We start from the raw sequence: 22,445 nt of genomic DNA, 5'->3' as shown, positions 1-22,445 counted from the left end.
GACCTCAGTCGAGGATCTTGCCGACCGGTTCGCGCTTCTCCGCCTGGAACCGGTCCTCGGTGCGGCCCAGCGCCCAATAGCCGGACAGCGACACCTGGCTGCGCTCCAGGCCGTGCTTGACGAAGAACACATCCCGCAGTTGCTTCATTGACTCCCGCTCGCCGTGGGCAAAGACGTGCACCCGGCCCTCACGCCAGGATGCCTGCTGGAGGGCAGCGGCCAGGAGGGTCCCCGCCGTCGCCCCGCGACGGCACAGCCAGACGAGTTCCACACCGGACGGGGCGGTGAGATCGAGGCGGTCGGGCTCCCCCTCCACCTCGATGAACACCAGCCCGACGGCGTCAGCAGGCAGGGACTCGAGCGCCGCAGCCACCGCGGGCAGTGCAGTTTCGTCGGCGGCGAATAGGTACCAGTCGGCATCCGGGTTGGGGGAGTAGCCGCCACCGGGTCCGGTCACCACCAGGGTGTCTCCGGGCTGGGCCGACGCCGCCCACGGTCCGGCGAGGCCCTCGTCGCCATGCACCACAAAGTCGATGGCCAGCTGCTGGGCAGCGTAGTCCACCCACCGGAGGGTGTAGGTCCGGGTGACCGGCAGGTCGGCGGGGTCGAGTGTGGCGCGGAGTACCTGGTGGTCGTACGGCGGCACCAGCCCCAGCTCGGATTTGGCGAAGTGGATCTTCACGTACCGGTCGGTGAAGTCATTGCGGCCAAACGTGGCGAACCCGTCACCGCCGGCAACCACCCGCACCATGGCCGGGGACAACCACTCGGTGCGCTGAACGGTCAGGATGAACTGGGGTTTGGGCTTGCGTATTGGGGCGACGCTCACTGGGTGGATCTCCTTGGCGGGTATGTCCCAAGGCTAGCAACCCGGCGCTTCGGGTTAGGCCAGGGGCCCGCCCAGGGCGTCCTGCACGGCGGTGACCAGTGAGCCGTTGTCGACCAGTACCCGCACCGCTTCTATCTCGGGTGCGAGATAGCGGTCGGTGTCCGGTCCATCAACCACGTTCCGGACCACCGCCCGCGCCGCATGGATGGCCACTGCACTGCGTGAGGTGGCCAGGCCGCCGTCGCGCATGTCCAGCGCACGGGCGGCTGTCAGGATCTCGATCGCCAGGACCCGGGTCAGGCCGTCCAGGGCGCGCCGGAGTTTCAGCCCGGCCGCCCACCCCATGGAGACGTGGTCCTCCTGCATGGCCGACGAGGGGATCGAATCCACTGACGCTGGATTTGCGAGCCGCTTGAGCTCCGACACAATCCCGGCCTGCGTGTACTGGGCGATCATGTGTCCGGAATCGACCCCGGGGTCGTGCGCCAGGAAGGGGTTCAACCCGTGGCTGCGGGCCTTGTCGAGGAACCGGTCGGTGCGGCGCTCGCTCATTGAGGCCACATCGGCGACGGCGATGGCGAGGAAGTCCAGCGCGTAACCGACCGGGGCGCCGTGAAAGTTGCCGTTGGACTCGACCCGGCCGTCGACGGTGACCACCGGGTTGTCGATGGCGGAGCCCAGCTCGATGGCCGCTACCGACTCGACGTGGGCGAGGGTGGAGCGGGCGGCCCCATGCACCTGCGGAGCGCAGCGCAGCGAGTACGCGTCCTGGACCCGGGTGCTGCGGTGGGCGCTGAGCTCTGAGGCAGAGTGTTCCTGGATCAGTGGTGACCCATCGAGCAGTTGGCGGATGTTGGCGGCCGATGAAATCTGGCCCGGATGGGGGCGCAGTGCGTGGAGGTCAGCGGCGAACACGCCGTCCGTGCCGAGCAGCCCCTCGACGCTCATGGCTGCGGCGAGATCGGCCGTCTTCAACAGGCGGTGGAGGTCAGCCGACGCCAGGATCAGCATGCCGAGCATGCCGTCGGTGCCGTTGATCAGGGCCAGCCCCTCCTTTTCGCGGAGCTCCACCGGGGTGATTCCGGCGGCGTCGAGGGCCTCGCCGGCGGGACGGAGGACGCCGTCGCCGTCGCGCACGTCACCCTCGCCCATCAGGGCAAGCGCAATGTGCGACAGCGGTGCCAGATCGCCGGAGCAGCCCAGCGAGCCGTATTCGCCGATGACCGGGGTGATCCCCGCGTTCAGGAGCGCCGCGTAAGTCTGTGCCACGAGGGGGCGGACGCCGGTCCGGCCGGTGGCCATCGTGGAGAGCCGTCCGAGCATCAGCCCGCGGACCACCTCCCGGTCCACCTCAGCGCCCGAAGAGGCGGCATGGCTGCGGATCAGGCTCCGCTGCAGCTGGGTGCGCTGTGCCACCGGGATATGGGTGGTCGCCAGGGCGCCGAAGCCGGTGGACACGCCGTAGTGGGGCATCGGGTCGTTCACGAGGTCCTCGATCACCCGCCGGGAGGCTTCCATCGCGGTGATCGACTCCCGAAGGAGGTCGACCCTTGCGCCGTGCCGTGCCACCGTGACGACGTCGTCGGGCCGGAGGGCGCCGACGCCCACGTTGACGGTCTGAGTGCTGCCCACCTGCGGACCCGCTTTCACAAGAAGTCTTGCCAATGAATGAAAAGAGCGTTTCAATAAGTGAAATGCATTCCGTCCTGCAATGCAAGACCCACGCACCGAATCACCCGCTCTAGGAGGCGCACCGAATGGCCGATGCATCGACCCGCACCGTCGAACGCGCGCTCCTGCTCCTGGGAGCTGTCTGCGAAAGGGGTGCGGTCAGCCTGGCCGACGCCGCCCGCGACGCGTCGCTCTCAGCCTCCACCGCACTTCGTCTGCTGCGCACCCTGGAAGCCACTGGTTTCGTCCGGAAGGACGACGACGGCTACCGGCCCGGCATGCGCATCGTCCAGCTCGGAGCCCAGGCACTCAGCCACGAGTCACTCGTGTCGCTGTCCGGTGCTGCGCTGGACCGGCTGGTGGCTGGCACGGGGGAGTCCGCCTACCTCAACGTCCCCGCTGACGACGGGCACGGCATCTACATCGCCGTCCGCGAAGGCACACACTCGGTCAGGCACACCAGCTGGGTGGGCCGGCGCATCCCGCTGACCGGCACTGCCGCCGGCAGGGTACTTGCCGGGGAGGCGCCGGCGTGTGGCTACGTGGTGGTCCGCAACGGCGTCGAACCTGACGTCACGGCCGTCGCCGCCCCCGTCATGATCGGGGACCGGATCGCCGCCTCGCTGAGCGTGGTGGTCCCCAGCTACCGCATCAGTGAGCACCAGGCGGAAATCCTCGGCCAACTGGTCGCCGCCGAAGCATCGGGCATCCTCAACACGTCCACTACCCCCACACATCCGGGACACCTCACCATCGACGGAGAATCCGCATGAGCACCTCATTCACCCAGCACGACCCCACCCGCTCCATCCGTGCCGCCCGTGGCACCACCCTCACCGCCAAGAGCTGGCAAACCGAGGCACCCCTGCGGATGCTGATGAACAACCTCGATCCTGAGGTCGCCGAGCGCCCCGAGGACCTGGTCGTCTACGGGGGCACTGGCCGTGCCGCGCGCAGCTGGGAAGCCTACGACGCGATCGTCCGGTCCCTGGAGGACCTGGAGGATGACGAGACGCTGCTGGTGCAGTCGGGCAAACCGGTGGGCATTTTCCGCACCAACACGTGGGCGCCGCGGGTGCTGCTGGCCAACTCCAACCTGGTGGGGGACTGGGCCACCTGGCCCGAGTTCCGCAAGCTCGAAGCCGAGGGCCTGATGATGTACGGGCAAATGACCGCTGGCTCCTGGATTTATATCGGCACCCAGGGCATCCTGCAGGGGACCTACGAGACCTTCGCGGCGATTGCCCGGAAACTGTTCAAGTCCCCGACCGCCACGCTGGCCGGGACGCTGACCCTGACCGCCGGCTGCGGCGGCATGGGTGGTGCTCAGCCGCTCGCCGTCAAACTGAACGGTGGTGCGGTGCTGATTGTCGACGTCGACCGGTCCCGGCTGGAGCGCCGCGCCGCGAAACGCTACCTTGACGTCGTCGCCACGGACCTTGAGGACGGCCTGCGTCAGGTGCTGGCCGCCAAGGAGGGCAAGCGCGCCCTGTCGGTCGGCGTCGTTGGCAATGCTGCCGAGGTCTTCCCGGAGCTCCTGCGCCGCCACCTAGCTGGAGAGCTCACCATCGACATCGTCACCGACCAGACCTCCGCCCATGACCCGTTGAGCTATCTGCCCGAGGGCGTGTCGATCGACGAGTGGGACCGGGAAGCGAAGGGCGATCCGGACGGCTTTACCAAGAAGGCGCAGACCTCGATGGCCCACCACGTCGAGGCGATGGTCGGTTTCCAGGACGCCGGCGCCGAGGTCTTCGACTACGGCAACTCCATCCGTGACGAAGCCCGGCAGGGCGGTTACCCGCGGGCGTTCGAGTTTCCCGGCTTCGTCCCGGCCTACATCCGGCCGCTGTTCTGCGAGGGCATGGGTCCGTTCCGCTGGGTGGCACTGTCCGGTGACCCGGCCGACATCGCCGTTACCGACGCGGCACTGAAGGAGCTGTTCCCCGAGAACGCCCACCTGCACCGCTGGCTCGACGCCGCCGGCGACCTGGTCGAGTTCGAGGGCCTCCCGGCGCGGATCTGCTGGCTCGGCTACGGTGACCGGGCCAAGGCCGGGCTCCTCTTCAACCAGCTCGTCGCCGACGGCAAGGTATCAGCGCCGATCGTCATCGGCCGCGATCACCTCGACTCCGGGTCGGTGGCCTCACCCTACCGGGAGACCGAGGCGATGGCCGACGGATCCGACGCCGTCGCGGACTGGCCCCTTCTCAACGCCCTCCTGAACACTTCCTCGGGCGCCACCTGGGTGTCGATCCACCACGGCGGCGGGGTCGGCATTGGCCGGTCCATCCACGCTGGCCAGGTATCCGTGGCCGACGGGACGCCGCTCGCCGCCGAGAAGCTTCAACGGCTGCTCACCAATGACCCCGGGATGGGGGTGATCCGTCACGTCGACGCCGGATACCAGCGCGCGTCCGACGTCGCGGCGGAGCGTGGAGTGCGGATCCCCATGGCAGACTGACTCATCTGGCGCTTGGGGCCTTCGGCTCCCTGCCGCCGGCTCGGCAAAGATTTCCGCTGGCTCGTTCCTCGCTACCGGAAATCCAACTCGCCTACACACCTGGCCGCTGCAGCGGCCAGTTCGCCCCAAGGTCGGTGGCTGCGCAGGGTTATTGGAAAGGCATTTTTTATGAATACCGTCAGCTCGATGCTTGAGTCGATTTCCGACGTCGGACGCGACTCCCACCGGGGTGGGTATTCCCGGCCGGTGTATTCCGGAGCCGAACTCGAGCTGCGCGAATGGTTCACCGCCGAAGCCTCACAGCGTGGCCTTGAGGTCAGCACCGACCGCAACGGCATCATGTGGGGCTGGTGGGATGCCGCGGCGGGGGACCGGACCGGCGCCCTGGTCACCGGGAGCCACCTCGATTCGGTGCCCGGCGGTGGGCCGTTTGACGGACCGCTCGGCGTGAGCGCTGCGCTCGCCGCCGTCGACGTCCTGAAGGAACGCGGCGTCGAGCCGCGCCGGTCTCTCGCGGTCGCCGTCTTCCCGGAGGAGGAAGGGTCCCGGTTTGGGGTGGCCTGTCTCGGATCACGGCTCCTGACCGGTGCCATCGACGCCGACAAGGTGCGGAACCTCAAGGACCCCGACGGCAACACCTTCGCCGACGTCAGCCGCGCCCACGGACTGGACCCGGCACGCCTTGGCCGCGACGAGGACGCCCTCCGGACCATCGGCGACTTCGTCGAACTCCACGTCGAACAGGGCCGGGCGCTGATCGACCTGGACGCGCCGGTCGGCGTCGGCTCCTCCATCCTTGGGCACGGACGCTGGCGGCTGAGCGTCGAGGGCCAGGGCAACCACGCCGGTACCACCCTGATGGCAGACCGTGCGGACCCGATGATCGTCGCCGCGCAGATTATCCTGGCCATCAAGCGGGTCGCCGGAGCACAGGACGACGCCCGCGCCACCGTCGGGCGGCTGCAGCCTGTCCCGGGCGGCACCAACGTCATCGCCTCCCGTGTGGACCTGTGGCTCGATGTCCGCCACCCGGACGACGCCGTCACCGCGGCCCTCGTCGAGTCGATCCACGGTCAGGCCCAAAAGGCGGCAGCGTTCGAGGGGTGTGCAGTGACCCTCACGGAGGAATCCTTCAGCAGCACCGTCCACTTCGATGTACCCCTGCAACGCCAGCTGCAGAACTCACTGCGCCGGTCGAACGGCGGGAATCAGGTGCCCGCACTGCCCACCGGCGCCGGCCACGACGCCGGAGTGCTGGCCGGGTACAGCCCCTCGGCCATGGTCTACATCCGCAATCCGACCGGCATCAGCCACTCGCCGGAAGAGTACGTCGAACGCGACGACGCCGACCTCGCAGCCACCGCACTCGCCGACGTACTGGAAGACCTGCTGTGACCACATTCTGGTGTGAACAGGCCTGGGTTGCTGGGCAGGGCATCCAGCCACGCGTACGCATCGAGGCCGACGACGCCGGCTCCATCGCCGGCGTGACTTGCGACGTTGACGCGGCACCCGGCGACAACAGGGACCTCGCCGGGGTGGTCTTCCCCGCCGCCGCCAACGCCCACTCGCACGCGTTCCACCGGGTACTCCGGGGCCGCACCCACGACAACGGCGGCGACTTCTGGGTCTGGCGGGAAGAGATGTACCGCGCGGCCGGAACACTGACTCCCGGGAACTATGAACGGCTCGCCACGGCGGTCTTCGCCGAAATGGTGGTCACCGGCTGGTCCAGCGTCGCCGAATTTCACTACGTGCACCACCGGCCGGGCGGGGCTCCCTATGGGGCACCCGACGAGCGGCCGCACGCCATGGAGCTGGCTTTGTGCCGCGCCGCGGTCGCTGCGGGAATCCGGCTGACCCTGCTGGACACCTGCTACCTGGTCGGCGGCATTGGAAAGCCGTTGAGCGCCGATCAGGAACGGTTCGGTGACGCCCACGCCGGTGCCTGGCTGGAGCGGTTCGCCGACCTGCGCCGGACCGTCGCCGCCCAGTTCGACCCGGGGTTCGTCACCGTCGGGGCAGCCCTGCACTCGGTCCGCGCCGTCCCGGAAACAGCCCTGCGCCTCCTCGCGGCAGGCCTCCCCACCGATGTCCCAGTCCACATCCACCTGTCCGAACAACCCGCCGAAAACGCTGACTGCGAAAAGCACTACGGCACTACACCGACGGGACTGCTCCAGAAGGTCGGGTTTCTCTCCGACCGGCTGAGCGTGGTCCATGCCACCCACCTCACCGATCAGGACATCGCCCTGCTGGGAGGGTCCGGAACCACAGCAGTCATCTGTCCCACCACCGAGGCGGACCTGGCCGACGGGATCGGCCCCGCCCGCGCCCTGCAGGATGCCGGTGCGAGGATCGCGCTCGGCACCGACCAGCACGCAGTGATCGACCCGTGGCTGGAAATGCGGGCCCTCGAACAGGGGGAACGGCTGGGCTCGGGCCAGCGCGGCCGGTTCAGCCCCGCCAGCCTGCTCGACGCCGCCACCACCGGGGCAGCCCGCGCGATGGCCACCCCCGTGGCTGCCATCGAGATTGGGCGTCCCTGCGACCTGGTCAGCGTGAACCCGATGTCGCTGCGCACGGCCGGATCCACCCCCGGCCAGCTCCCGCTCACCGCCACCGCCGCTGACGTGGGAGCCGTCGTCGTCGCCGGTCATCTGGTGGCACGCGACGGACACCATCACGCGCTCGGCGACCCGGGCGCCCTGCTGGCCGCCGCCCTGGAAGGACACGCATGAGCATCGTGATCACCAACATCGGTGAACTCTCCACCCAGGACCGTGAGCTCACGGTCCTCAGGGACGCCGCAGTGGTGTTCGAAGGGGAACGAATCAGCTGGATTGGCGCGGCGGCCGATGCGCCAGCCGCCGATGACAGGATCGACGCGCAGGGGCGTGCAGGGCTCCCGGGCTGGGTGGACAGTCACACCCATCTGGTCTTCGCAGGGGACCGCACCGCCGAATTCGAGGCACGGATGGCGGGCGAAGACTACGCCGCCGGCGGCATCGCCGTCACCACCGACGCCACCCGGGCCGCATCGGATGATGACCTCACCCGGCTGGTCCTCGGCCGGGTCGCCGAAGCCAACGCGGGCGGCACCACCTACCTGGAAACCAAGACCGGGTACGGGCTCGACGTCGAGCATGAGGCCCGCAGCGCCCGCATCGCCGCGGGCGTCGTCGATGAGGTGACCTACCTCGGCGCCCACCTCGTCCCCACCGGGATCGACCCGGATGACTATGTGCGCCTGGTCTGCGGTCCGATGCTCGACGCCGTCCGCCCCTACGTCAGCTGGGCCGACGTGTTCTGCGAGCGTGGTGCCTTCACCGCCGGACAGTCCCGCGAGATCCTCGCCGCCTGCCGGGAGGCGGGGCTGGGCCTTCGGGTCCACGGGAACCAGTTGGGCCACGGCGAGGGTGTGCAGCTCGCCGTCGAGTTCGGCGCCGCCAGCGTGGACCACGTGAACTACCTCAACGAGGCCGACATCGCCGCGCTTGCCGGTACCTGGTCCGGGTACGACGACGGCTCCGGACCCCGGGGGACGGTGGCCGGCTGCCTACCCGCCTGCGACCTGTCCACCCGCCAGCCCCTGGCGCCCGGGCGCGCGTTGCTGGATGCCGGCGTCCAGATCGCGTTGGCCTCCAACTGCAATCCCGGCACCTCCTACACCACATCGATGGCCTACTGCGTGACCACCGCCGTCCTGCAGATGGGGCTCAGCGTCCACGAGGCCGTCCGCGCCGCCACTTTCGGGGGCGCGCTGGCTCTCCACCGGGAAACCGGGGCCGACGACGACGGCGCCCGCGCGGTCGGATCCCTCGCCGTCGGGCATCGGGCCGACCTGCAACTGCTCAGCGCCCCATCGGTCACCCATCTGGCCTACCGCCCGGGAGTGCCCCTGACCCACGCCGTCTGGAAACGGGGCGCCCGGATCGTCTGAGCGGAGTCAGCGGATTCAAACCTTCTCAGCAGTTGCCAGTCACGCGACTGCGGACGAAAGCTGACCTCAATAGGCCCTAGGCTGTGGAGCAGTTTCCGCCACCGGGTGGACCCTAGGACCAGGAGAGGACTGCGAAATGGACTGGAAGATTGAGGTTGTTCCGATCCCCGTCACTGATGTTGACCGGGCCAAAGCCTTTTACGTTGACCAGGTGGGCTTCATTGCCGACCAGGACCATCAGGTCGACGAGAACGTCAGATTCGTCCAGCTCACCCCACCGGGATCCGCCTGCTCGTTGGTGATGGGGACCGGCCTGACCGAGATGGCTCCGGGGACACAAAAGGGGGTCATGATCGTGGTCCCCAACGCCGACGACGCCCTCAGACACCTCGCGGACAACGGCGTATCTGCGCGCGGTGTCGAGGAAATGGAGTGGGGCCGGTTCGTCTACTTCGCCGACCCCGACGGCAACGAGTGGACTCTCCAGGAACTGCCGAACTACTCCTGAGCGCGACCGCTGGGCTTCACCGCAGGGGCTACTTCACTGCTCCTGCGGTGAGGCCACCGATCAGGCGCTTCTCGATCAGCGCGAACAGGATGATCACCGGAATGATAGCAACAATTGAAATACCAAACACGTACTGCCACGAGGTGGCATACTGACCGATGAACTTGGTCAGTGCCACCGATAGCGGCTGATTCTCCGCGGTCGACATGATCACCAGGGAAGCCGCGAACTCGTTCCAGGACGATACAAAGGTGAAGATGACGGCGGTGACGATGCCCGGCCAGACCAGCGGCAGGTTCACGCGGAACATCACCGTGAGCTTTCCTGCGCCGTCCAGCTGCGCCGCCTCATCGATTTCCTTCGGGATCGCCGCGAAGAAGCTGTGCATGATCCAGAGGGCGAAGGAGAGGTTGAAGGCCGCGTTGATCAGGATCATGGCCAGCCAGGTGTCGTTGATCCCCAAGAGCAACATTTCACGAAACAGGCCGGCGGTCAGCACCGCTGGCTGCAGCATCTGGGTGACGATGACCAGGAACAAGAACACAGTCTTTCCCGGGAAGCGGAACCTGGCCGTGTAGTACGCCGCGGGGGTTGCCACCAGAAGGACGAGGAGGGTCGCAAACACCGCAATGATGATCGTGGAGATCAGGTTGTAGGGCAACGGCGTTTCGGGGGTGCCCCACATGGTTGCATAGTTGCTCCATTGCAGGCCCTCGGTGGGGAAGTAGGCGGGTGGCACAGAAAGGATTTCTGACCGGGTCTTCAGGGAGCCCACCAGCATGATGCCGTAGGGCAGCAGGAACACGAGCGCGACGATGGCGCCGATCACCATCCGGAGACCCATTTTGCGGCCGGAGACCTGATCGGCGCCGTACCGTTTCTGCCGTGCTTTCACTGGGGGCAGTGCTGAGCGTTCCGATTCGTTGAGCGTGGTCGTCGACATGCCTAGACCTCCTTCATCGGCTTGACGATTTTCACGTACGCCGCAACGATCACGATGACGATGGCGAAGTTGACCACGCTGAGGGCACTGGCAATGTCCACCCGTCGATCAAACTGCAGCACCTTGAAGATGTAGGTCATGAGGGTATCCGCCTGATACCCAGGGATCGATCCAGTGATAATCCTGAGGATCGGGAGGTTGTTGAATACGTTGATGATGTTGATCAAGACGGCCACGGCAAGAGCCCCCCGAAGCTGGGGCAGCACAATGCTGAAGTAGGTGCGGATAGGCCCGGCCCCGTCCATCTTGGCTGCCTCGAGGGCGTCCTCCGGAACTGACTGCAAGCCAGCGAGCAACGTATAGGCAGTAAACGGGATCGATACGAACACTGCCACAATGATCGCCACTCCGAGGGCCGGAAGGACGTTCTTGGTGAACCCATACGGCGAGTCGAGGATCCCGATGTCCACCAGGAAGGCGTTCATGATCCCGTAGTTGCTGTCGAGGCCGTAATAGAAAACGGTGGTGGTCATCACCACGCTGGCCGCCCAGGGAACAACCACTGCCATCCGGACGAGGGTGCGGCCGGGGAAGGGTTTGTTCAGAAACTGGGCCAGGATCAGTGAGAGGAGCACTGTCAGCGATACCACCACCACCACCCAGACCACTGTGTTCAGCAGCACGCGCGGCAGATTGGGATCAGAGAACACATCAGCGAAGTTGGCGAACCCCGCGGACCCCTGGTCGATCCCGCTCCGGCTGATTTCCCGGGTGGAGTTGTAGATCATGAACCCGGCCGGGAAGATCACGATCGCGAAGATCAGAAGCAGTACCGGCCCAATCCAGGGGAGGGCGGCAGGAAGACCGTCGGAGTTCTGGCGGCGGCGTTTGCGTCCGGGGGACGCGGCCGGGCCGGCCAGCACGGGCTGTGCGCTCATCGTAAATAGCTCATATCTCTACCGCCAATGGTTATGGGCAGGCGCCGGTGCGGGCCCTGATGGACCGCACCGGCGCCGGCTGCTGGCTACTCGGCTGCTGCGTCAGCTTCCGCTTGAATCTGCTCGAGTACTTCCGCTGGTTCCATCCCCTGGCCCAACTGGCCGAACAGGCTCTTGAATGCGCCATCGGTGGCGTTCCAGGCCGGGTTGGAGGTCGGGTAGAACACTGCACTTGGCAGCATGTCCAGGAACGGCGCCAGGGTTTCATCGCCGGACATCTGCTCGGCACCGGAAATGGTGGTCGGCAGGAACCCTTCGGCGCTGACCCATTCGACGTAGTTGTCCTCGGCGAAGAAGAAGTCCATGAACGCGGTCACGGCCTCGGCCTTATCGCCGTCGTTCTCGAACGACATCAGCCGGTCTGCGACACCCAGTGTGGCCGGTTCGCCCGACGCGGTGGGGATGTTCGCCAAACCGTAGTTCAGGTCAGGGTTCTCGGCTTCGATTTGTCCGACGGTCTGTGGCAGACCGTAAACCATTCCAATCTGGCCCTGAATGAACACGTTGATCATCGGGGTGCGCTGGGTGGCTCCCGGATCGGACTGGGTCAGTCCGTCGTCAATCATGCGTTTCATGAACTCGACTGCCTCGAGGTTTTCAGGCGTATCAACGGTGATCTCGCTTTCATCGCCGAATCCGCCGCCGTTGCCAGCCATCCAGATCAGCGCTTCACCCTGGGCTTCCTCGGAGCCGAGTGGCATGCCGTAACCGGGGGTTCCGGTCTCGGTGATAGCGTCAGCGGCATCGTAGAGTTCATCCCAGGTGGTGGGTGCACCGTCAACGCCGGCTTCTTCGAACAGGTCCTCGTTGTAGAACAGGGCCCGTGCGGACGCCAGCAACGGCAGAGCGTACTGGGTCCCGTCAAACTCCTCGTTGACCGCAAAGGACTCCTGGAAATCTTCGAGAGTTTCGGGTGAGGCGATTTCCTCGGCCGGGTAGAGCAGCCCTTCCTCGGCGAAGGCTGCAAAAGCGCCACCGTTGTAGATGTCCGGTGCCTCGCCGGCCTGGATCTGAGTGTTCAGGACCGACTCAAGGTTCTCCCACGATTCGACCTGAAGGTTGACTGAGATGTCCTCGTTGGCGGCCTCGAACTCCTCGATGACGCCTTCCCATAGAGCCCTGCTGTTATCGGAATAGCTGGGTACCAGTAGGTCCAGGGAGGTGCTGCCCTCCGCATCACCACCGCTGTCTCCGCCACCGAAGCCGCAGGAGCTGAGCATAAGTCCGGCGACCGCCACACTGGCGACCATCCCGGTACGAATTGATTTCTTCATGGTTTCCTCGTTTTCCCAAAGGTGGCTCAGCAGCTATGGCTGTCCGGAATACTTGCAACAAGTTGACGGTATTGCCTTCAGAATGAGCATTACTGTTCATCCGTTGTGGAACGATACTTGCGTGATCCACGTCTCACGTCAAGCGGGCGCGCGGATCGATATCCGAGCGTTATGGCGTCAGTACTGCCAAAAGCCGCCTTACAGTGGTTAGATTGATACTGATTGCTTTACCCTTTGAAACGTCATACCCAATCAACTGCGGATCATGCCGCTGTAAACCGCACAGGAGCTCCCGATGCCCCACTCCGCCCCCCAGGTTCCCGAATCCGCAGGGACGCACATGGATCGCGAGCTCCACTCCCAGCCCGCCGTCTGGCGTCAAGCCATTGAGCAGGCAGCCGCTGAGCACCTTCTTCCCGCCGACGGCGAAAGGGTCGCTGTGATCGGCTGCGGCACGTCCTGGTTCATGGCACAAAGCTATGCCGCCGCCAGGGAAGGTGCAGGCAAAGGTCTGACCGATGCGTTTGCAGCCTCCGAGGCGGCAGTGGTGGCTGGCCGCGGCTACGACGCCGTCGTCGCCATCTCCCGATCCGGCACCACCACCGAGGTGCTCGAACTCATGACGGAGCTCAAGGGGACCCTCCGGATCATCGCCGTCATCGGCGATACCAGCTCCCCGGCCATCGGGCTCGCCGACGCCGTCGTCGCCCTGCCCTACGCGGATGAGGAGTCGGTGGTCCAGACCCGCTTTGCCACCGCCGCACTCGCTTACCTTCTGGCGTCACTGGGAATCGACCTGGGCGAAGCGGTCACCGATGCGACCGCAGCACTTGAGCTGGACATCAGCCCCGAGATGCTCGACGCCGAGCAATTCACCTTCCTGGGGACCGGCTGGACCGTGGGGCTTGCCCACGAGGCCGGGCTGAAGATGCGTGAGGGCGTGCAGGGCTGGACCGAGTCCTACCCCGCAAAGGAGTACCGCCACGGGCCCATCTCGATCGCCGCCCCCGGCCGGGTGGTGTGGTTGTTCGGAGACGACGTCGTTGGGCTGGCCGAGGACGTCGCACCCACCGGCGCGGACTACATCAACACCGGGCGCCACCCGCTCGCCGACCTGGCCCTGATCCACAAGATCACCCTCGCCCGGGCCCGCGCCCGTGGGCTGGACCCGGACCTGCCCCGTAACCTGACCCGCTCAGTGATCCTGGACTCCTAGTACCGATGACCGACCACCCGGCGACGACGGCGGACCCGGCGCCAGCGCCCGCGACGGACCTGGTGCTGGCCATCGACGTGGGCGGCACCGACCTGAAGTCGGCCCTCGCCGACCCGGACGGGACTCTCCTCGACATCCGGCGTACCCCCACCCCCGCTCCCTCCTGCATCCCCGGGGAAAGCATCGTGGAGCGCGCGGCCGAGCTACTCGCCGACTACCGCGCCGCCTGGCCGGCCCACCGCATCGGCGCCATCGGCCTGATCGCCCCCGGGCTGGTCGACGAAGTCAATGGCGTCGGGATCTACTCGGCGAACCTCGGCTGGCGTGACTTCCCGTTTGCCCAGCGACTTCAGGAGGCCACGGGCCTCCCCGTCACCTACGCGCACGACGTCGGCGCCGCCGGCGACGCCGAGATGCGCTTCGGTGCGGCCCGCGGGTTCGCCGACGTCGTCGTCGTGATCATTGGGACGGGGATCGCCGGCGCGGTGTTCTGCGGTGGCGTGCGCGTGCAGGCCGGCGGATATGCCGGAGAGCTGGGGCATGCCCGGGTGCCCGGTGGGCTGGCGTGCACCTGCGGTGTGCACGGGTGCCTGGAAACCCTGGGCTCGGCGGGAGCGATCGCCCGCCGCTATGCCGATCAGAGCAACCAGTCGGTCACCGGTGCGCAGGACGTGTTCGAGGCCGCGGCCGCGGGGGACCCGGCCGCCCAACAGGTGATTGACGACGCCGTCGCCGCGCTGGCCTTCAGCATCAGCCAGCTCGTCGCGATTCTCGGCACCGAGGCAGTGGTGATCGGCGGCGGACTGGCCCAGGCCGGTGAGGCGCTATTCGGCCCACTGCGCCGGGAGCTTGAGGGGAACCTTTCCTTCCATCGTCGTCCGGTCCTCCTGGCGGCACGGATGGGCCAGGACGCCGGCCTAATCGGCGCGGCGCTGCGCGCCCGCAGCCTCCTGGACGCGCCATGACAGGGGTGCTGCGCCCCCGCGGGACAATTGTGACCGTGACGGCAAACCCGGCGGTCGACCTGACCTATGCCGTGCCGCGGCTGGTTCCCGGCTCATCCCACCGGGTGGGTGAGCCCCTGCTGCGCGCTGGCGGAAAGGGGCTCAACGTCGCGCGGGTGCTGAACCAGGCGGGGTATCGGACGGTCGCAGTGGCACCGGTTGGTGGCCTGTCCGGTTCCGAGTTCCGGGACGAACTCGTTGCCAGCGGGGTCCCCCATGCATTGACCACGACGGCGGCCGCCACCCGTCGGAGCATGGCATTCGTCGACCGCGAGGCCGGGCAGACCAGCATCTTTAACGAGGCCGGACGCCCCCTCTCGGACACCGAGTGGGGTGCGCTCCGTGCTGCGCTCGAAGCCCAGCTCGACGGTGCCGGTGCACTGGTGGGTTCCGGCAGCCTGCCCGAGGGTGCGCCAGCGGACTTCTACCCATCCCTCGTGCGGCGCGCCCGGGAGCAGGGCATCCCCAGCATTATCGATACCTCCGGCGACGCGCTGCTGGCGGCGGCCGACGCCGGCGCGGACCTCCTCAAGCCCAACCATCACGAACTGCTGGCAGCGACCGGTGCCACGACGCTCGACGACGGCGCCCGACAGCTGTTGAGCCGCGGCGCGGGTGCCGTAGTGGTCAGCTGCGGGGAGGACGGCATGGCCCTGCACCGGACCAGGAGACCTACCCTGTGGGCCTCCCTGCCACGGGTGGACGGGAATCCGACCGGCGCGGGGGACGCCGCGGTTGCCGCTCTCGCCGTCGTGCTCGCCTCGAGCGCCACCTCCGCCGCAGGCGTCGCTGCCACCGACATTGATGCCGACACCGACACCGACGCCGCCTCCGACCAAGGCGACGAGACCCTGCTGCGGCTGGCCACCGCCTGGTCGGCCGCCGCGGTCCTGATGCCGGCCGCGGGAGAGCTGCACGCCAGCTTCCCGGAGCTGGTCGCAGCGGTCACCATCACGCCGGCCCTTACGACCCCGGCCCCTAACACCCCCGCCCTCACGACCCCAGAGCCAAACACCCCGGACCGGCCCACGAGCCCCCACGCACAGCAGGAGCCCCGACCATGAGCCTCACACCGACACGCGATCTGATGGCCGCTGCTGTTGCCGCCGGGACGGGCCTCGGCGCCTTCAACGTGATCCATCTGGAAACCGCCGAAGCGCTGGTGGCCGGCGCGGAGGCGGCGGGACTCCCGGTGATCCTGCAGATTTCCGAAAACTGCGTCAAATACCACCGGCAGCTGGAGCCGATCGCCCTGGCCACCCTCGCGATCGCCCGGTCGGCGAGCGTGCCGGTCGCCGTCCACCTCGACCACGCCGAGGACCCGGAGTTGGCCCTCGCCGCCGTTGACCTGGGTTTCGGGTCCGTGATGTACGACGGCGCCGCCCTGCCTTTCGCGGACAACGTCGCCACCACCTCGCGGGTCGCCGCCTATGCCCGGGAACGCGGTGTGTATGTCGAGGCCGAACTGGGACAGATCGGCGGGAAGGACGGCGCCCACGCGCCGGGAGTCCGCACCGACCCGGGGGAGGCCGCCGCCTTCGTGACGGCAACGGGCGTGGACGCCCTCGCCGTCGCCGTCGGCTCGTCCCACGCCATGACACAGCGCAGCGCCGAACTGGACCTGGTACGGATCGCAGCCCTGAAATCAGTCCTTGAGGTGCCGCTGGTGCTCCACGGGTCATCGGGGGTCTCCGACGCGAACCTCACCGCGGCAATCCGGGCCGGGATGACGAAGATCAATGTCTCAACCCACCTGAACCAGCTGGCCACCCGCGCCGTCCGCCTGTATCTCGAGCACAACCCGTCGGCGGTCGACCCGCGCAAGTACCTCGCTGCCGGACGTGCCGCCATCGAACCTGAGACGGCCCGGTTACTCACCCTTTTCGCCGCCGCGGGCTCAGCACCCGGGAAGGGGCAGGCACGATGAAACGTGCAGAGCGGCTCACCGCCATCCTTGACCTTCTGTCTGTGGCCAGCCAGGTGGATGTCGAGGAGATCGTCACCAAGCTCAAGGTGTCACCGGCGACCGCCCGGCGGGACCTGGACAGCCTCGCGGAGCAGCGGCTGCTGACCCGTACCCACGGTGGCGCCAGCATCGAGGCCGTCGCCTACGACCTGCCCGGCCGCTACAACAGGGACGCCCACGCGGACCAGAAACGGGCCATCGCCCAGGCGGCAAGCGACCTCATTCCCAAGGGCGCGGTGATCGGGCTGTGCGGGGGGACCACCAGCACTGCGATCGCCTCGGCCCTGAGCAAGCGCAGCGACCTGATGGAACCGTCCACCAAGCCCACCCTCACGGTCGTGACCAACGCGATCAACATTGCAGCCCAGCTGGTGGTCCGGCCCAACTTCAAGATCATGGTCACCGGTGGGATCGTCAATCCGCGATCCTACGAGCTGGTGGGATCCTATGCCGACGCGGTGCTGCAGCGGGTAGCTCTGGACCTCGCGTTCGTCGGGGTGAACGGCCTGGACCCGGTCGTCGGCCCCACCATCAGTGATGAGGGGGAGGCGGCAGTTAACGCGATGGTCGCCAAGCGGGCAACCACCGCCTATGTGGTCGCGGACTCGTCGAAAATCGGCACCCGTTGCTTCGCCACCATGACCGGTTACACCTTCAGCAACCTGATCACCGACTCCGGGATTACCGACGCCCAGCGGCAGTCGTTCGAGGATCACGGCACCACGGTGATCGTGGCGCCGATGGTGGCCACCGAATAGCCACAGGAGCTCCCACTAGGATGGCTGCCATGCCCACCGATGCCACCCACCCGCCCGCACGGCCCGCTCCCGGCGCCGTCGGGAGTGCCTCACCCGGCCAGCGCCGCCGGATCACCGCGGAGATCGCGATTGTCCTGGGACTGTCCCTTGGCCAGTCGGCGGTCTACTCGGTAGTGAACCTGCTCGACAAACTGAGCCAGGCTCCGCTGGCGTCCCAGACCACGCGGCTCAACCCCGTGCTCAACGACCGGCAGTATTTCGATCTCGTTTACCAGCTGCTGGGCATCTTCTTTGCCCTCATCCCGGTGTTCCTGGTGCTGTTCCTGCTCACGGAGCCCGGCAAATCGGCGTTCAGGACGCTGGGGTTCACCTTCAGTCGGCCCCGGGTCGACTTCGGGCTCGGTTTCGGCCTGGCCGTCCTGATCGGGGCGGGCACGCTGGGCGTGTACGCGGGCGGCAGGGCGCTGGGTATCACGACGGCGATCGAACCGGCGGCGCTCGACGCGTACTGGTGGACGGTGCCGGTGCTCATGCTGTCGGCACTGCGCCATGCGGTTGTCGAGGAGGTGATCGTGGTGGGGTATCTGTTCCACCGGCTGCGCCAGCTCGGATGGTCGACGCCGGTGATCATCGTCAGCAGCGCCCTGCTGCGCGGCAGCTACCACCTGTACCAGGGGTTCGGGCCGTTTATCGGCAACTTCATCATGGGGCTGATCTTCGGGTACGCCTACACCCGCACCAAACGGGTGATGCCGCTGGTAATTGCCCACGCGCTGCTGGACATTGCGGGTTTCGTTGGCTTTGCCCTCTTCGGGTCGGCGATCGGTATCGGCGACTAGGGGAACCCGACCCGCCCCGGCCCGGTGGGCCGGGGCCGTAATTTGGTGAGCGGGGACGGGCTAGATTTCAACCAGGCCGCTGGCAGCCTCGAAGGTCACCGACATCACGCCGGGAGTGCCGTTCGGGGCCACCCAGCGCACCGCGACACCATCCAGCGGATCGGTGGCGGGGGTCCCCAGCCATTCGGCGATCCGATCGGGTGACCCGGCGATGGTCAACGAGTCGAGCCGGACCGACGTTGGGCGGGCATGCGAGGGGTGCAGCGCCTCGGTCCCGTCATCCCACCTCAACATGTAGGGAACCTGGGGGTCGGCGATCAAACCCTTGATGCCGATCTGCTGCCACGTCAGTTCCTGTCCGTCCGGGAACTTGCGGTTTCCGGGAACCGCGCTGCGGCCGAGCCGCTCCTCAAACGGGGCCAGGTCGTCGACCGCGACGCACCACCCCATCCAGCCTCCACCGGCTTCGGAGCGCGCACGGACCGCCTGGCCGAAGGGCGCCTTGTCTGACGCGGGGTGGTTGAGTACCTCGACCACCTCAAGGTATTGGCCATTCAGCAAAGGGAAAATCATGTTCCGCGTGCCGAAGCGGGGGTGCACACCGCCCTTGACCGGTTCGATGCCCAGGGCAGCGGAAATCCTCCCCGCTGTCGCTACGAGGCCGTCGGGTTCACAAGCATATGAGACATGGTCCAAGCGCATGGCCCTAGTTTTGCACTTTGTGATGTGTGTCTCGACTTAGGGTCGCCTAACCTCTTGATGGGCCCCGCTGTCGCGGTAGATTGCGTTCACATATTTGCACCGGGACGGCTTCTTCGGGTTATCTAGAAGCAGGTCACGAGTGCCAGCACGGAGCGGATTACCGTTCCACCAGAGCCCCGGCTTGCTGGACGGCAACCCTCCTTCGCGGCGGGGTGCCCCGGGTGACGACCAGGCGGCGGGCAAGGTGTCCGGCGCAAGCGCGGACTTCGAGGCGGGCGGTTTCAGTGACAACTCTTCACACGACCCAACAGGGCAGCACCATGCATTCGCGCCGGGACGGGACGGTGCAGACCCGCAGCCTGGGCCCCTTCACCTGCGAGACCGGGGGATACCTCCCCGAACTCACCCTCGCCTACGAAACCTGGGGCACCCTCAACGCGGATGCCTCCAACGCGGTCCTGATCCAGCACGCACTGACGGGCAGCTCCCATGTCGCCCGGGGCGATTCGGACGAGGACGGCTGGTGGGACCAGCTGGTCGGCCCGGGCAAGACTATCGATACCACCAGGTACTTCGCCGTGTCGATCAACATGCTCGGCGGGTGCTACGGGTCCACCGGCCCCGCCAGCCTCGATCCCGACGGCGTCCCCTGGGGATCGCGGTTCCCGTTCCTGACGGTGCGGGATTCCGTGCGGGCCGAAGCGCTGCTGGCGGATGCACTGGGAATCGGGACCTGGCATTCGGTGCTTGGGGGGTCCCTGGGTGGGGCCAGGGCCCTCGAGTGGGCACTGATGTATCCGGATCGGGTGGAACGATGCGCAGTCATCGCGTGCACGGCGTCGAGCTCCGCGGAACAGATCGCCTTCGGCCAGGCCCAGCTCGCTGCCATCCGCCTGGACCCCGGGTTCGCCGGCGGCGACTACTACCCCGGCAGCGGGCCCACCGCGGGGCTGGGGCTGGCGCGACGGATCGCCCACATCACCTACCGGTCCGAACCCGAGCTTGAGTACCGGTTCGGCCGGGCACCCCAGAGTCCGGAGGTCCCCTTCGGCTCCACCGATCCGGCGGCCCGTGGCCGCTACCAGGTGGAGAGCTACCTTGATCATCAGGCTGACAAACTGGTGGACCGCTTCGACGCCAACAGCTATGTTGCCTTGACCGAAGCCCTGATGGGTCACGACGCGGCTCGCGATCGTGGCTCGCTGCACGCAGCGGTGCAGTTGGCGCGGGCGCAGTTCTTCATCGCCGCGGTGGACTCGGACCGGCTTTACTATCCCAGCCAGTCCCAGCTCCTGGCGGACGCGCTGCCCGGAGAGGTACCCGTGCACCTGATCACCTCACCGATCGGTCACGACGCGTTCCTCACCGAGGTCAGCCAGCTCCACGACAGGCTGCGGGACGCCTTCTACTCCTAGCCGCCCGCGCCCGGCGGCATACCCGGACCGAAGATGGGCGCGGCATCCGGACGCTTCGCCAGTATGTCGTCACCGGCCGACTGGCGGCGGAGCCGGCGCAACACCCAGGGAACGAAGTACACCTTCGCCCAGACGAGGTCCTCTGTACGGGCTGCACGCCAGCTCTTGTGGGGCAGGGGCTGCGGTTTCAGTGGAGTCAGGGAATGCGGCACGGCGAGGGTCTCCAGCACCATCATCGCGATCGTGTGGTGGCCCAGAGGAGAGAAATGCAGGCGGTCCCCGTCCCACATCTGCATGTCGACCAGTTGGCGCAACGCCCACAGGTCGGCGATCAACGCGTCGTGGCGCGCCGCGATGATCCGCAGGTTTTCATTGAAGATGGCGGTCCGGGATCTGAAGTTCCCCAGGACCGACTCGCGCGCGTCCGGTCCGGTGAACAGCACTACCGTCGCATGGTCGGCGCTGAGTTGTTCGACGGCGCTGTCCAGTTGTTCGGCGAGCCGGTCGGGATCGCCGCCCGGACGGATCAGGTCGTTGCCGCCCGCCGAAATGGTGATCAGGTCCGGCCGCAACGCCAGCGCGGGCTCCACCTGCTGATCGACAATCTGGTGCAGGAGCCGCCCGCGGACCGCGAGGTTGGCATACGCGAAGTCCTCACGGCTCAGGGCAAGTTCCTCTGCCACCCGGTCGGCCCAGCCCCGGTTGCCGCCGACGCTCTCGGGGTTCGGATCGCCGATTCCCTCGGTGAATGAATCACCCAGCGCAACGTAACGCGTCCAGGGGTGGGGAGTGGCGTTTCCGGCGGGATGGGGTTCCGGTGGCTGGTACAGGTTCCGGTTCATCCTCCTATCCTGTAGCAGTCCCCGGCTGGGTGCCACCGGTGGGCGCATGCCAGAATACTTCAATGACTCTTTCGGATACCCCCCACACATCAGCCGAGCAAGCCACCGGGCCGGCCTGGGATCCGGTAGTCCTGTGGTCCCGTCCCGAGGAGGAGAGGCAGGGGACCGCCCTGCTGGTGATGTTCCACGGGCACCTTGCCAACGAGGAAGACCTGATGGGCCTGGTGGACCACCTCCCCGCCGACCTGACCGTAGCCTCCGTCCGTGCCCCCCACGCGCAGGGACCCGGATTCACCTGGTTCCCCCTCAGCCAGGACACCGGGTACTCGGTGGACCTGGTCACTGACTCGGTCGCCCGGGTGGCCGCCTGGCTGGATTCGGTGAAGTCGGTGCACCCAAGCGTGTCCCTGCTCGGGTTCTCCATGGGGATGGCCGTAGCGACCACCCTGCTGCGCCACCGCCCCCGGGACTTCACCACCGTCGTCGGCCTGTCAGGTTTCGTGGTGCCCGCCGACGGAAGCGACTTCTTCCACGACGACGACGTCGCGGCCCACCCGGTGCCGCTGTTCTGGGGCCGGGACCAGGATGACCCGGTGATCACTGGGGACCGGATCGAGTTCACCCACCGCTGGGCTGTCGCGCACACCAGCCTCACCAAGGTGCTGTACGCGGGGATCGGCCACAGCATCAGCGTCAGGGAACTGGCGCACGTCAAGGAATTCCTTGAACTGACGGTGTTCGGAATCGAACCGCAACCTAGCCGGGGGTAATCACGGCCGGGAAGGGCCGCGGTTCAACAGCAGCGCTGGTCTCAGCCGCTGGTGATTCTCACCGAGACACCGTTGACGGTCACCACGTCGCCGGGGTGCAGTTGGGCGCCACGGCGCTCCTCGATCGCCCCGTTGACCTTCACCAGGCCATGATCGATGAGTTCCTTGGCTTGCGTACCGTCCTCAGCGAGGTTTGCCAGCTTCAGGAGTTGGCCCAACCGGATCATGTCATCCGAGATCTGGATGGTGTCGGCGGCGGTGGGGTCGACGTCGTGGGATTTGCTCATTGAACCATTCTGCCTT

At 67.1% G+C, this 22,445-nt stretch carries 22 protein-coding genes and 1 riboswitch; of the genes, 14 read left to right on the top strand and 8 right to left on the bottom strand.

What is annotated here, in order from left to right:
• Positions 1 to 4: 4 nt before the first annotated feature.
• The gene (locus tag H4V95_RS13740) at positions 5 to 829 is read right to left on the bottom strand and encodes a siderophore-interacting protein (protein ID WP_196867284.1); all 825 of its coding nucleotides are present in this window, start codon (positions 827 to 829) and stop codon (positions 5 to 7) included.
• 54 nt (positions 830 to 883) lie between these two features.
• Positions 884 to 2,461 carry a histidine ammonia-lyase gene (gene hutH / locus H4V95_RS13735; RefSeq protein ID WP_209730874.1) on the bottom strand — a complete coding sequence of 526 codons (1,578 nt, stop codon included), beginning with the start codon at positions 2,459 to 2,461 and terminating at the stop codon, positions 884 to 886.
• Positions 2,462 to 2,586: 125 nt separating this feature from the next.
• Between hutH and H4V95_RS13730 the strand changes: the two genes are divergently transcribed.
• The 6 genes from H4V95_RS13730 (at position 2,587) to H4V95_RS13705 (ending at position 9,415) form a co-directional block, all read left to right on the top strand.
• A complete protein-coding gene (locus tag H4V95_RS13730) occupies positions 2,587 to 3,273 on the top strand; it encodes an IclR family transcriptional regulator (protein WP_196867286.1) in 687 nt (228 codons plus the stop codon).
• Positions 3,270 to 4,964 (top strand): urocanate hydratase, encoded by a 1,695-nt coding sequence (gene hutU, locus H4V95_RS13725; RefSeq protein WP_209730873.1) that lies wholly within the window; start codon positions 3,270 to 3,272, stop codon positions 4,962 to 4,964. The genes H4V95_RS13730 and hutU overlap by 4 nt, the downstream gene beginning before the upstream one ends.
• Before the next feature lie 168 nt (positions 4,965 to 5,132).
• A complete protein-coding gene (locus tag H4V95_RS13720; protein WP_209730872.1) occupies positions 5,133 to 6,359 on the top strand; it encodes an allantoate amidohydrolase in 1,227 nt (408 codons plus the stop codon).
• A complete protein-coding gene (locus H4V95_RS13715; RefSeq protein WP_196867289.1) occupies positions 6,356 to 7,705 on the top strand; it encodes a formimidoylglutamate deiminase in 1,350 nt (449 codons plus the stop codon). Before H4V95_RS13720 ends, H4V95_RS13715 begins: the two co-directional genes overlap by 4 nt.
• Positions 7,702 to 8,907, top strand: coding sequence for an amidohydrolase family protein (locus H4V95_RS13710; protein WP_196867290.1), 1,206 nt, complete (start codon positions 7,702 to 7,704; stop codon positions 8,905 to 8,907). Before H4V95_RS13715 ends, H4V95_RS13710 begins: the two co-directional genes overlap by 4 nt.
• Before the next feature lie 136 nt (positions 8,908 to 9,043).
• Positions 9,044 to 9,415, top strand: a complete 372-nt coding sequence (locus H4V95_RS13705; RefSeq protein ID WP_196867291.1) for a glyoxalase superfamily protein — start codon at positions 9,044 to 9,046, stop codon at positions 9,413 to 9,415.
• A 28-nt stretch (positions 9,416 to 9,443) separates the two neighbouring features.
• On the opposite strand, the gene H4V95_RS13700 is transcribed toward H4V95_RS13705, so the two are convergent.
• From H4V95_RS13700 to H4V95_RS13690, 3 genes are all read right to left on the bottom strand, one after another.
• Entirely contained in the window at positions 9,444 to 10,358 is a 915-nt protein-coding gene (locus H4V95_RS13700) for a carbohydrate ABC transporter permease (RefSeq protein WP_196867292.1), read from the bottom strand.
• A 2-nt stretch (positions 10,359 to 10,360) separates the two neighbouring features.
• Positions 10,361 to 11,296: a carbohydrate ABC transporter permease gene (locus H4V95_RS13695; RefSeq protein WP_196867293.1), complete on the bottom strand. Its 936-nt coding sequence runs from the start codon at positions 11,294 to 11,296 to the stop codon at positions 10,361 to 10,363.
• An 86-nt stretch (positions 11,297 to 11,382) separates the two neighbouring features.
• The gene (locus H4V95_RS13690) at positions 11,383 to 12,630 is read right to left on the bottom strand and encodes an extracellular solute-binding protein (protein ID WP_196867294.1); all 1,248 of its coding nucleotides are present in this window, start codon (positions 12,628 to 12,630) and stop codon (positions 11,383 to 11,385) included.
• Positions 12,631 to 12,925: 295 nt separating this feature from the next.
• On the opposite strand from H4V95_RS13690, the gene H4V95_RS13685 reads away from it, so the two are divergent.
• From H4V95_RS13685 to H4V95_RS13660, 6 genes are read left to right on the top strand one after another with little or no spacing between them, the layout of a single operon-like run.
• Positions 12,926 to 13,846, top strand: coding sequence for an SIS domain-containing protein (locus tag H4V95_RS13685; protein ID WP_196867295.1), 921 nt, complete (start codon positions 12,926 to 12,928; stop codon positions 13,844 to 13,846).
• 5 nt (positions 13,847 to 13,851) lie between these two features.
• Positions 13,852 to 14,811, top strand: coding sequence for an ROK family protein (locus H4V95_RS13680; RefSeq protein WP_196867296.1), 960 nt, complete (start codon positions 13,852 to 13,854; stop codon positions 14,809 to 14,811).
• 35 nt (positions 14,812 to 14,846) lie between these two features.
• On the top strand, positions 14,847 to 15,914 hold the full coding sequence (locus H4V95_RS13675) for a hexose kinase (RefSeq protein ID WP_312884041.1): 1,068 nt from the start codon (positions 14,847 to 14,849) through the stop codon (positions 15,912 to 15,914).
• Positions 15,911 to 16,777 carry a class II fructose-bisphosphate aldolase gene (locus tag H4V95_RS13670; RefSeq protein ID WP_196867298.1) on the top strand — a complete coding sequence of 289 codons (867 nt, stop codon included), beginning with the start codon at positions 15,911 to 15,913 and terminating at the stop codon, positions 16,775 to 16,777. Before H4V95_RS13675 ends, H4V95_RS13670 begins: the two co-directional genes overlap by 4 nt.
• Entirely contained in the window at positions 16,774 to 17,574 is an 801-nt protein-coding gene (locus H4V95_RS13665; protein ID WP_196867299.1) for a DeoR/GlpR family DNA-binding transcription regulator, read from the top strand. The genes H4V95_RS13670 and H4V95_RS13665 overlap by 4 nt, the downstream gene beginning before the upstream one ends.
• Before the next feature lie 29 nt (positions 17,575 to 17,603).
• On the top strand, positions 17,604 to 18,413 hold the full coding sequence (locus H4V95_RS13660) for a CPBP family intramembrane glutamic endopeptidase (protein WP_245345709.1): 810 nt from the start codon (positions 17,604 to 17,606) through the stop codon (positions 18,411 to 18,413).
• 60 nt (positions 18,414 to 18,473) lie between these two features.
• On the opposite strand, the gene H4V95_RS13655 is transcribed toward H4V95_RS13660, so the two are convergent.
• Positions 18,474 to 19,115, bottom strand: coding sequence for a VOC family protein (locus tag H4V95_RS13655; RefSeq protein ID WP_209730870.1), 642 nt, complete (start codon positions 19,113 to 19,115; stop codon positions 18,474 to 18,476).
• Between the two features lie 131 nt (positions 19,116 to 19,246).
• Positions 19,247 to 19,381, top strand: a riboswitch (SAM riboswitch).
• 54 nt (positions 19,382 to 19,435) lie between these two features.
• Between H4V95_RS13655 and H4V95_RS13650 the strand changes: the two genes are divergently transcribed.
• Positions 19,436 to 20,530: a homoserine O-acetyltransferase gene (locus H4V95_RS13650; RefSeq protein WP_209731374.1), complete on the top strand. Its 1,095-nt coding sequence runs from the start codon at positions 19,436 to 19,438 to the stop codon at positions 20,528 to 20,530.
• On the opposite strand, the gene H4V95_RS13645 is transcribed toward H4V95_RS13650, so the two are convergent.
• A complete protein-coding gene (locus tag H4V95_RS13645; protein WP_209730869.1) occupies positions 20,527 to 21,372 on the bottom strand; it encodes an SGNH/GDSL hydrolase family protein in 846 nt (281 codons plus the stop codon). The genes H4V95_RS13650 and H4V95_RS13645 overlap by 4 nt on opposite strands.
• Before the next feature lie 62 nt (positions 21,373 to 21,434).
• Between H4V95_RS13645 and H4V95_RS13640 the strand changes: the two genes are divergently transcribed.
• Positions 21,435 to 22,142: an alpha/beta hydrolase gene (locus H4V95_RS13640; protein WP_209730868.1), complete on the top strand. Its 708-nt coding sequence runs from the start codon at positions 21,435 to 21,437 to the stop codon at positions 22,140 to 22,142.
• A 41-nt stretch (positions 22,143 to 22,183) separates the two neighbouring features.
• Here H4V95_RS13640 and H4V95_RS13635 read toward each other — a convergent pair whose 3' ends face one another.
• Complete coding sequence (locus H4V95_RS13635; RefSeq protein WP_196867303.1) at positions 22,184 to 22,429, bottom strand: RNA-binding S4 domain-containing protein; 246 nt, start codon at positions 22,427 to 22,429, stop codon at positions 22,184 to 22,186.
• Positions 22,430 to 22,445: the final 16 nt, after the last annotated feature.

This window comes from Arthrobacter sp. CAN_C5 (genome assembly GCF_017875735.1).
Classification (GTDB): Bacteria; Actinomycetota; Actinomycetes; order Actinomycetales; family Micrococcaceae; genus Arthrobacter_D.
The sequence above is the reverse complement of the archived record's forward strand: the minus strand, read 5'-3'. Positions and strand labels throughout refer to the sequence as shown.

What these genes read in the sequence shown, in the direction of transcription:
- H4V95_RS13730 (WP_196867286.1), top strand. Translation starts at nt 2,587, where the DNA reads ATGGCCGATGCATCGACCCGCACCGTCGAACGCGCGCTCCTGCTCCTG.
- hutU (WP_209730873.1), top strand. Translation starts at nt 3,270, where the DNA reads ATGAGCACCTCATTCACCCAGCACGACCCCACCCGCTCCATCCGTGCC.
- H4V95_RS13720 (WP_209730872.1), top strand. Translation starts at nt 5,133, where the DNA reads ATGAATACCGTCAGCTCGATGCTTGAGTCGATTTCCGACGTCGGACGC.
- H4V95_RS13710 (WP_196867290.1), top strand. Translation starts at nt 7,702, where the DNA reads ATGAGCATCGTGATCACCAACATCGGTGAACTCTCCACCCAGGACCGT.
- H4V95_RS13705 (WP_196867291.1), top strand. Translation starts at nt 9,044, where the DNA reads ATGGACTGGAAGATTGAGGTTGTTCCGATCCCCGTCACTGATGTTGAC.
- H4V95_RS13700 (WP_196867292.1), bottom strand. Translation starts at nt 10,358, where the DNA reads ATGTCGACGACCACGCTCAACGAATCGGAACGCTCAGCACTGCCCCCA.
- H4V95_RS13695 (WP_196867293.1), bottom strand. Translation starts at nt 11,296, where the DNA reads ATGAGCGCACAGCCCGTGCTGGCCGGCCCGGCCGCGTCCCCCGGACGC.
- H4V95_RS13690 (WP_196867294.1), bottom strand. Translation starts at nt 12,630, where the DNA reads ATGAAGAAATCAATTCGTACCGGGATGGTCGCCAGTGTGGCGGTCGCC.
- H4V95_RS13685 (WP_196867295.1), top strand. Translation starts at nt 12,926, where the DNA reads ATGCCCCACTCCGCCCCCCAGGTTCCCGAATCCGCAGGGACGCACATG.
- H4V95_RS13680 (WP_196867296.1), top strand. Translation starts at nt 13,852, where the DNA reads ATGACCGACCACCCGGCGACGACGGCGGACCCGGCGCCAGCGCCCGCG.
- H4V95_RS13670 (WP_196867298.1), top strand. Translation starts at nt 15,911, where the DNA reads ATGAGCCTCACACCGACACGCGATCTGATGGCCGCTGCTGTTGCCGCC.
- H4V95_RS13665 (WP_196867299.1), top strand. Translation starts at nt 16,774, where the DNA reads ATGAAACGTGCAGAGCGGCTCACCGCCATCCTTGACCTTCTGTCTGTG.
- H4V95_RS13660 (WP_245345709.1), top strand. Translation starts at nt 17,604, where the DNA reads ATGCCCACCGATGCCACCCACCCGCCCGCACGGCCCGCTCCCGGCGCC.
- H4V95_RS13655 (WP_209730870.1), bottom strand. Translation starts at nt 19,115, where the DNA reads ATGCGCTTGGACCATGTCTCATATGCTTGTGAACCCGACGGCCTCGTA.
- H4V95_RS13650 (WP_209731374.1), top strand. Translation starts at nt 19,436, where the DNA reads ATGCATTCGCGCCGGGACGGGACGGTGCAGACCCGCAGCCTGGGCCCC.
- H4V95_RS13645 (WP_209730869.1), bottom strand. Translation starts at nt 21,372, where the DNA reads ATGAACCGGAACCTGTACCAGCCACCGGAACCCCATCCCGCCGGAAAC.
- H4V95_RS13640 (WP_209730868.1), top strand. Translation starts at nt 21,435, where the DNA reads ATGACTCTTTCGGATACCCCCCACACATCAGCCGAGCAAGCCACCGGG.
- H4V95_RS13635 (WP_196867303.1), bottom strand. Translation starts at nt 22,429, where the DNA reads ATGAGCAAATCCCACGACGTCGACCCCACCGCCGCCGACACCATCCAG.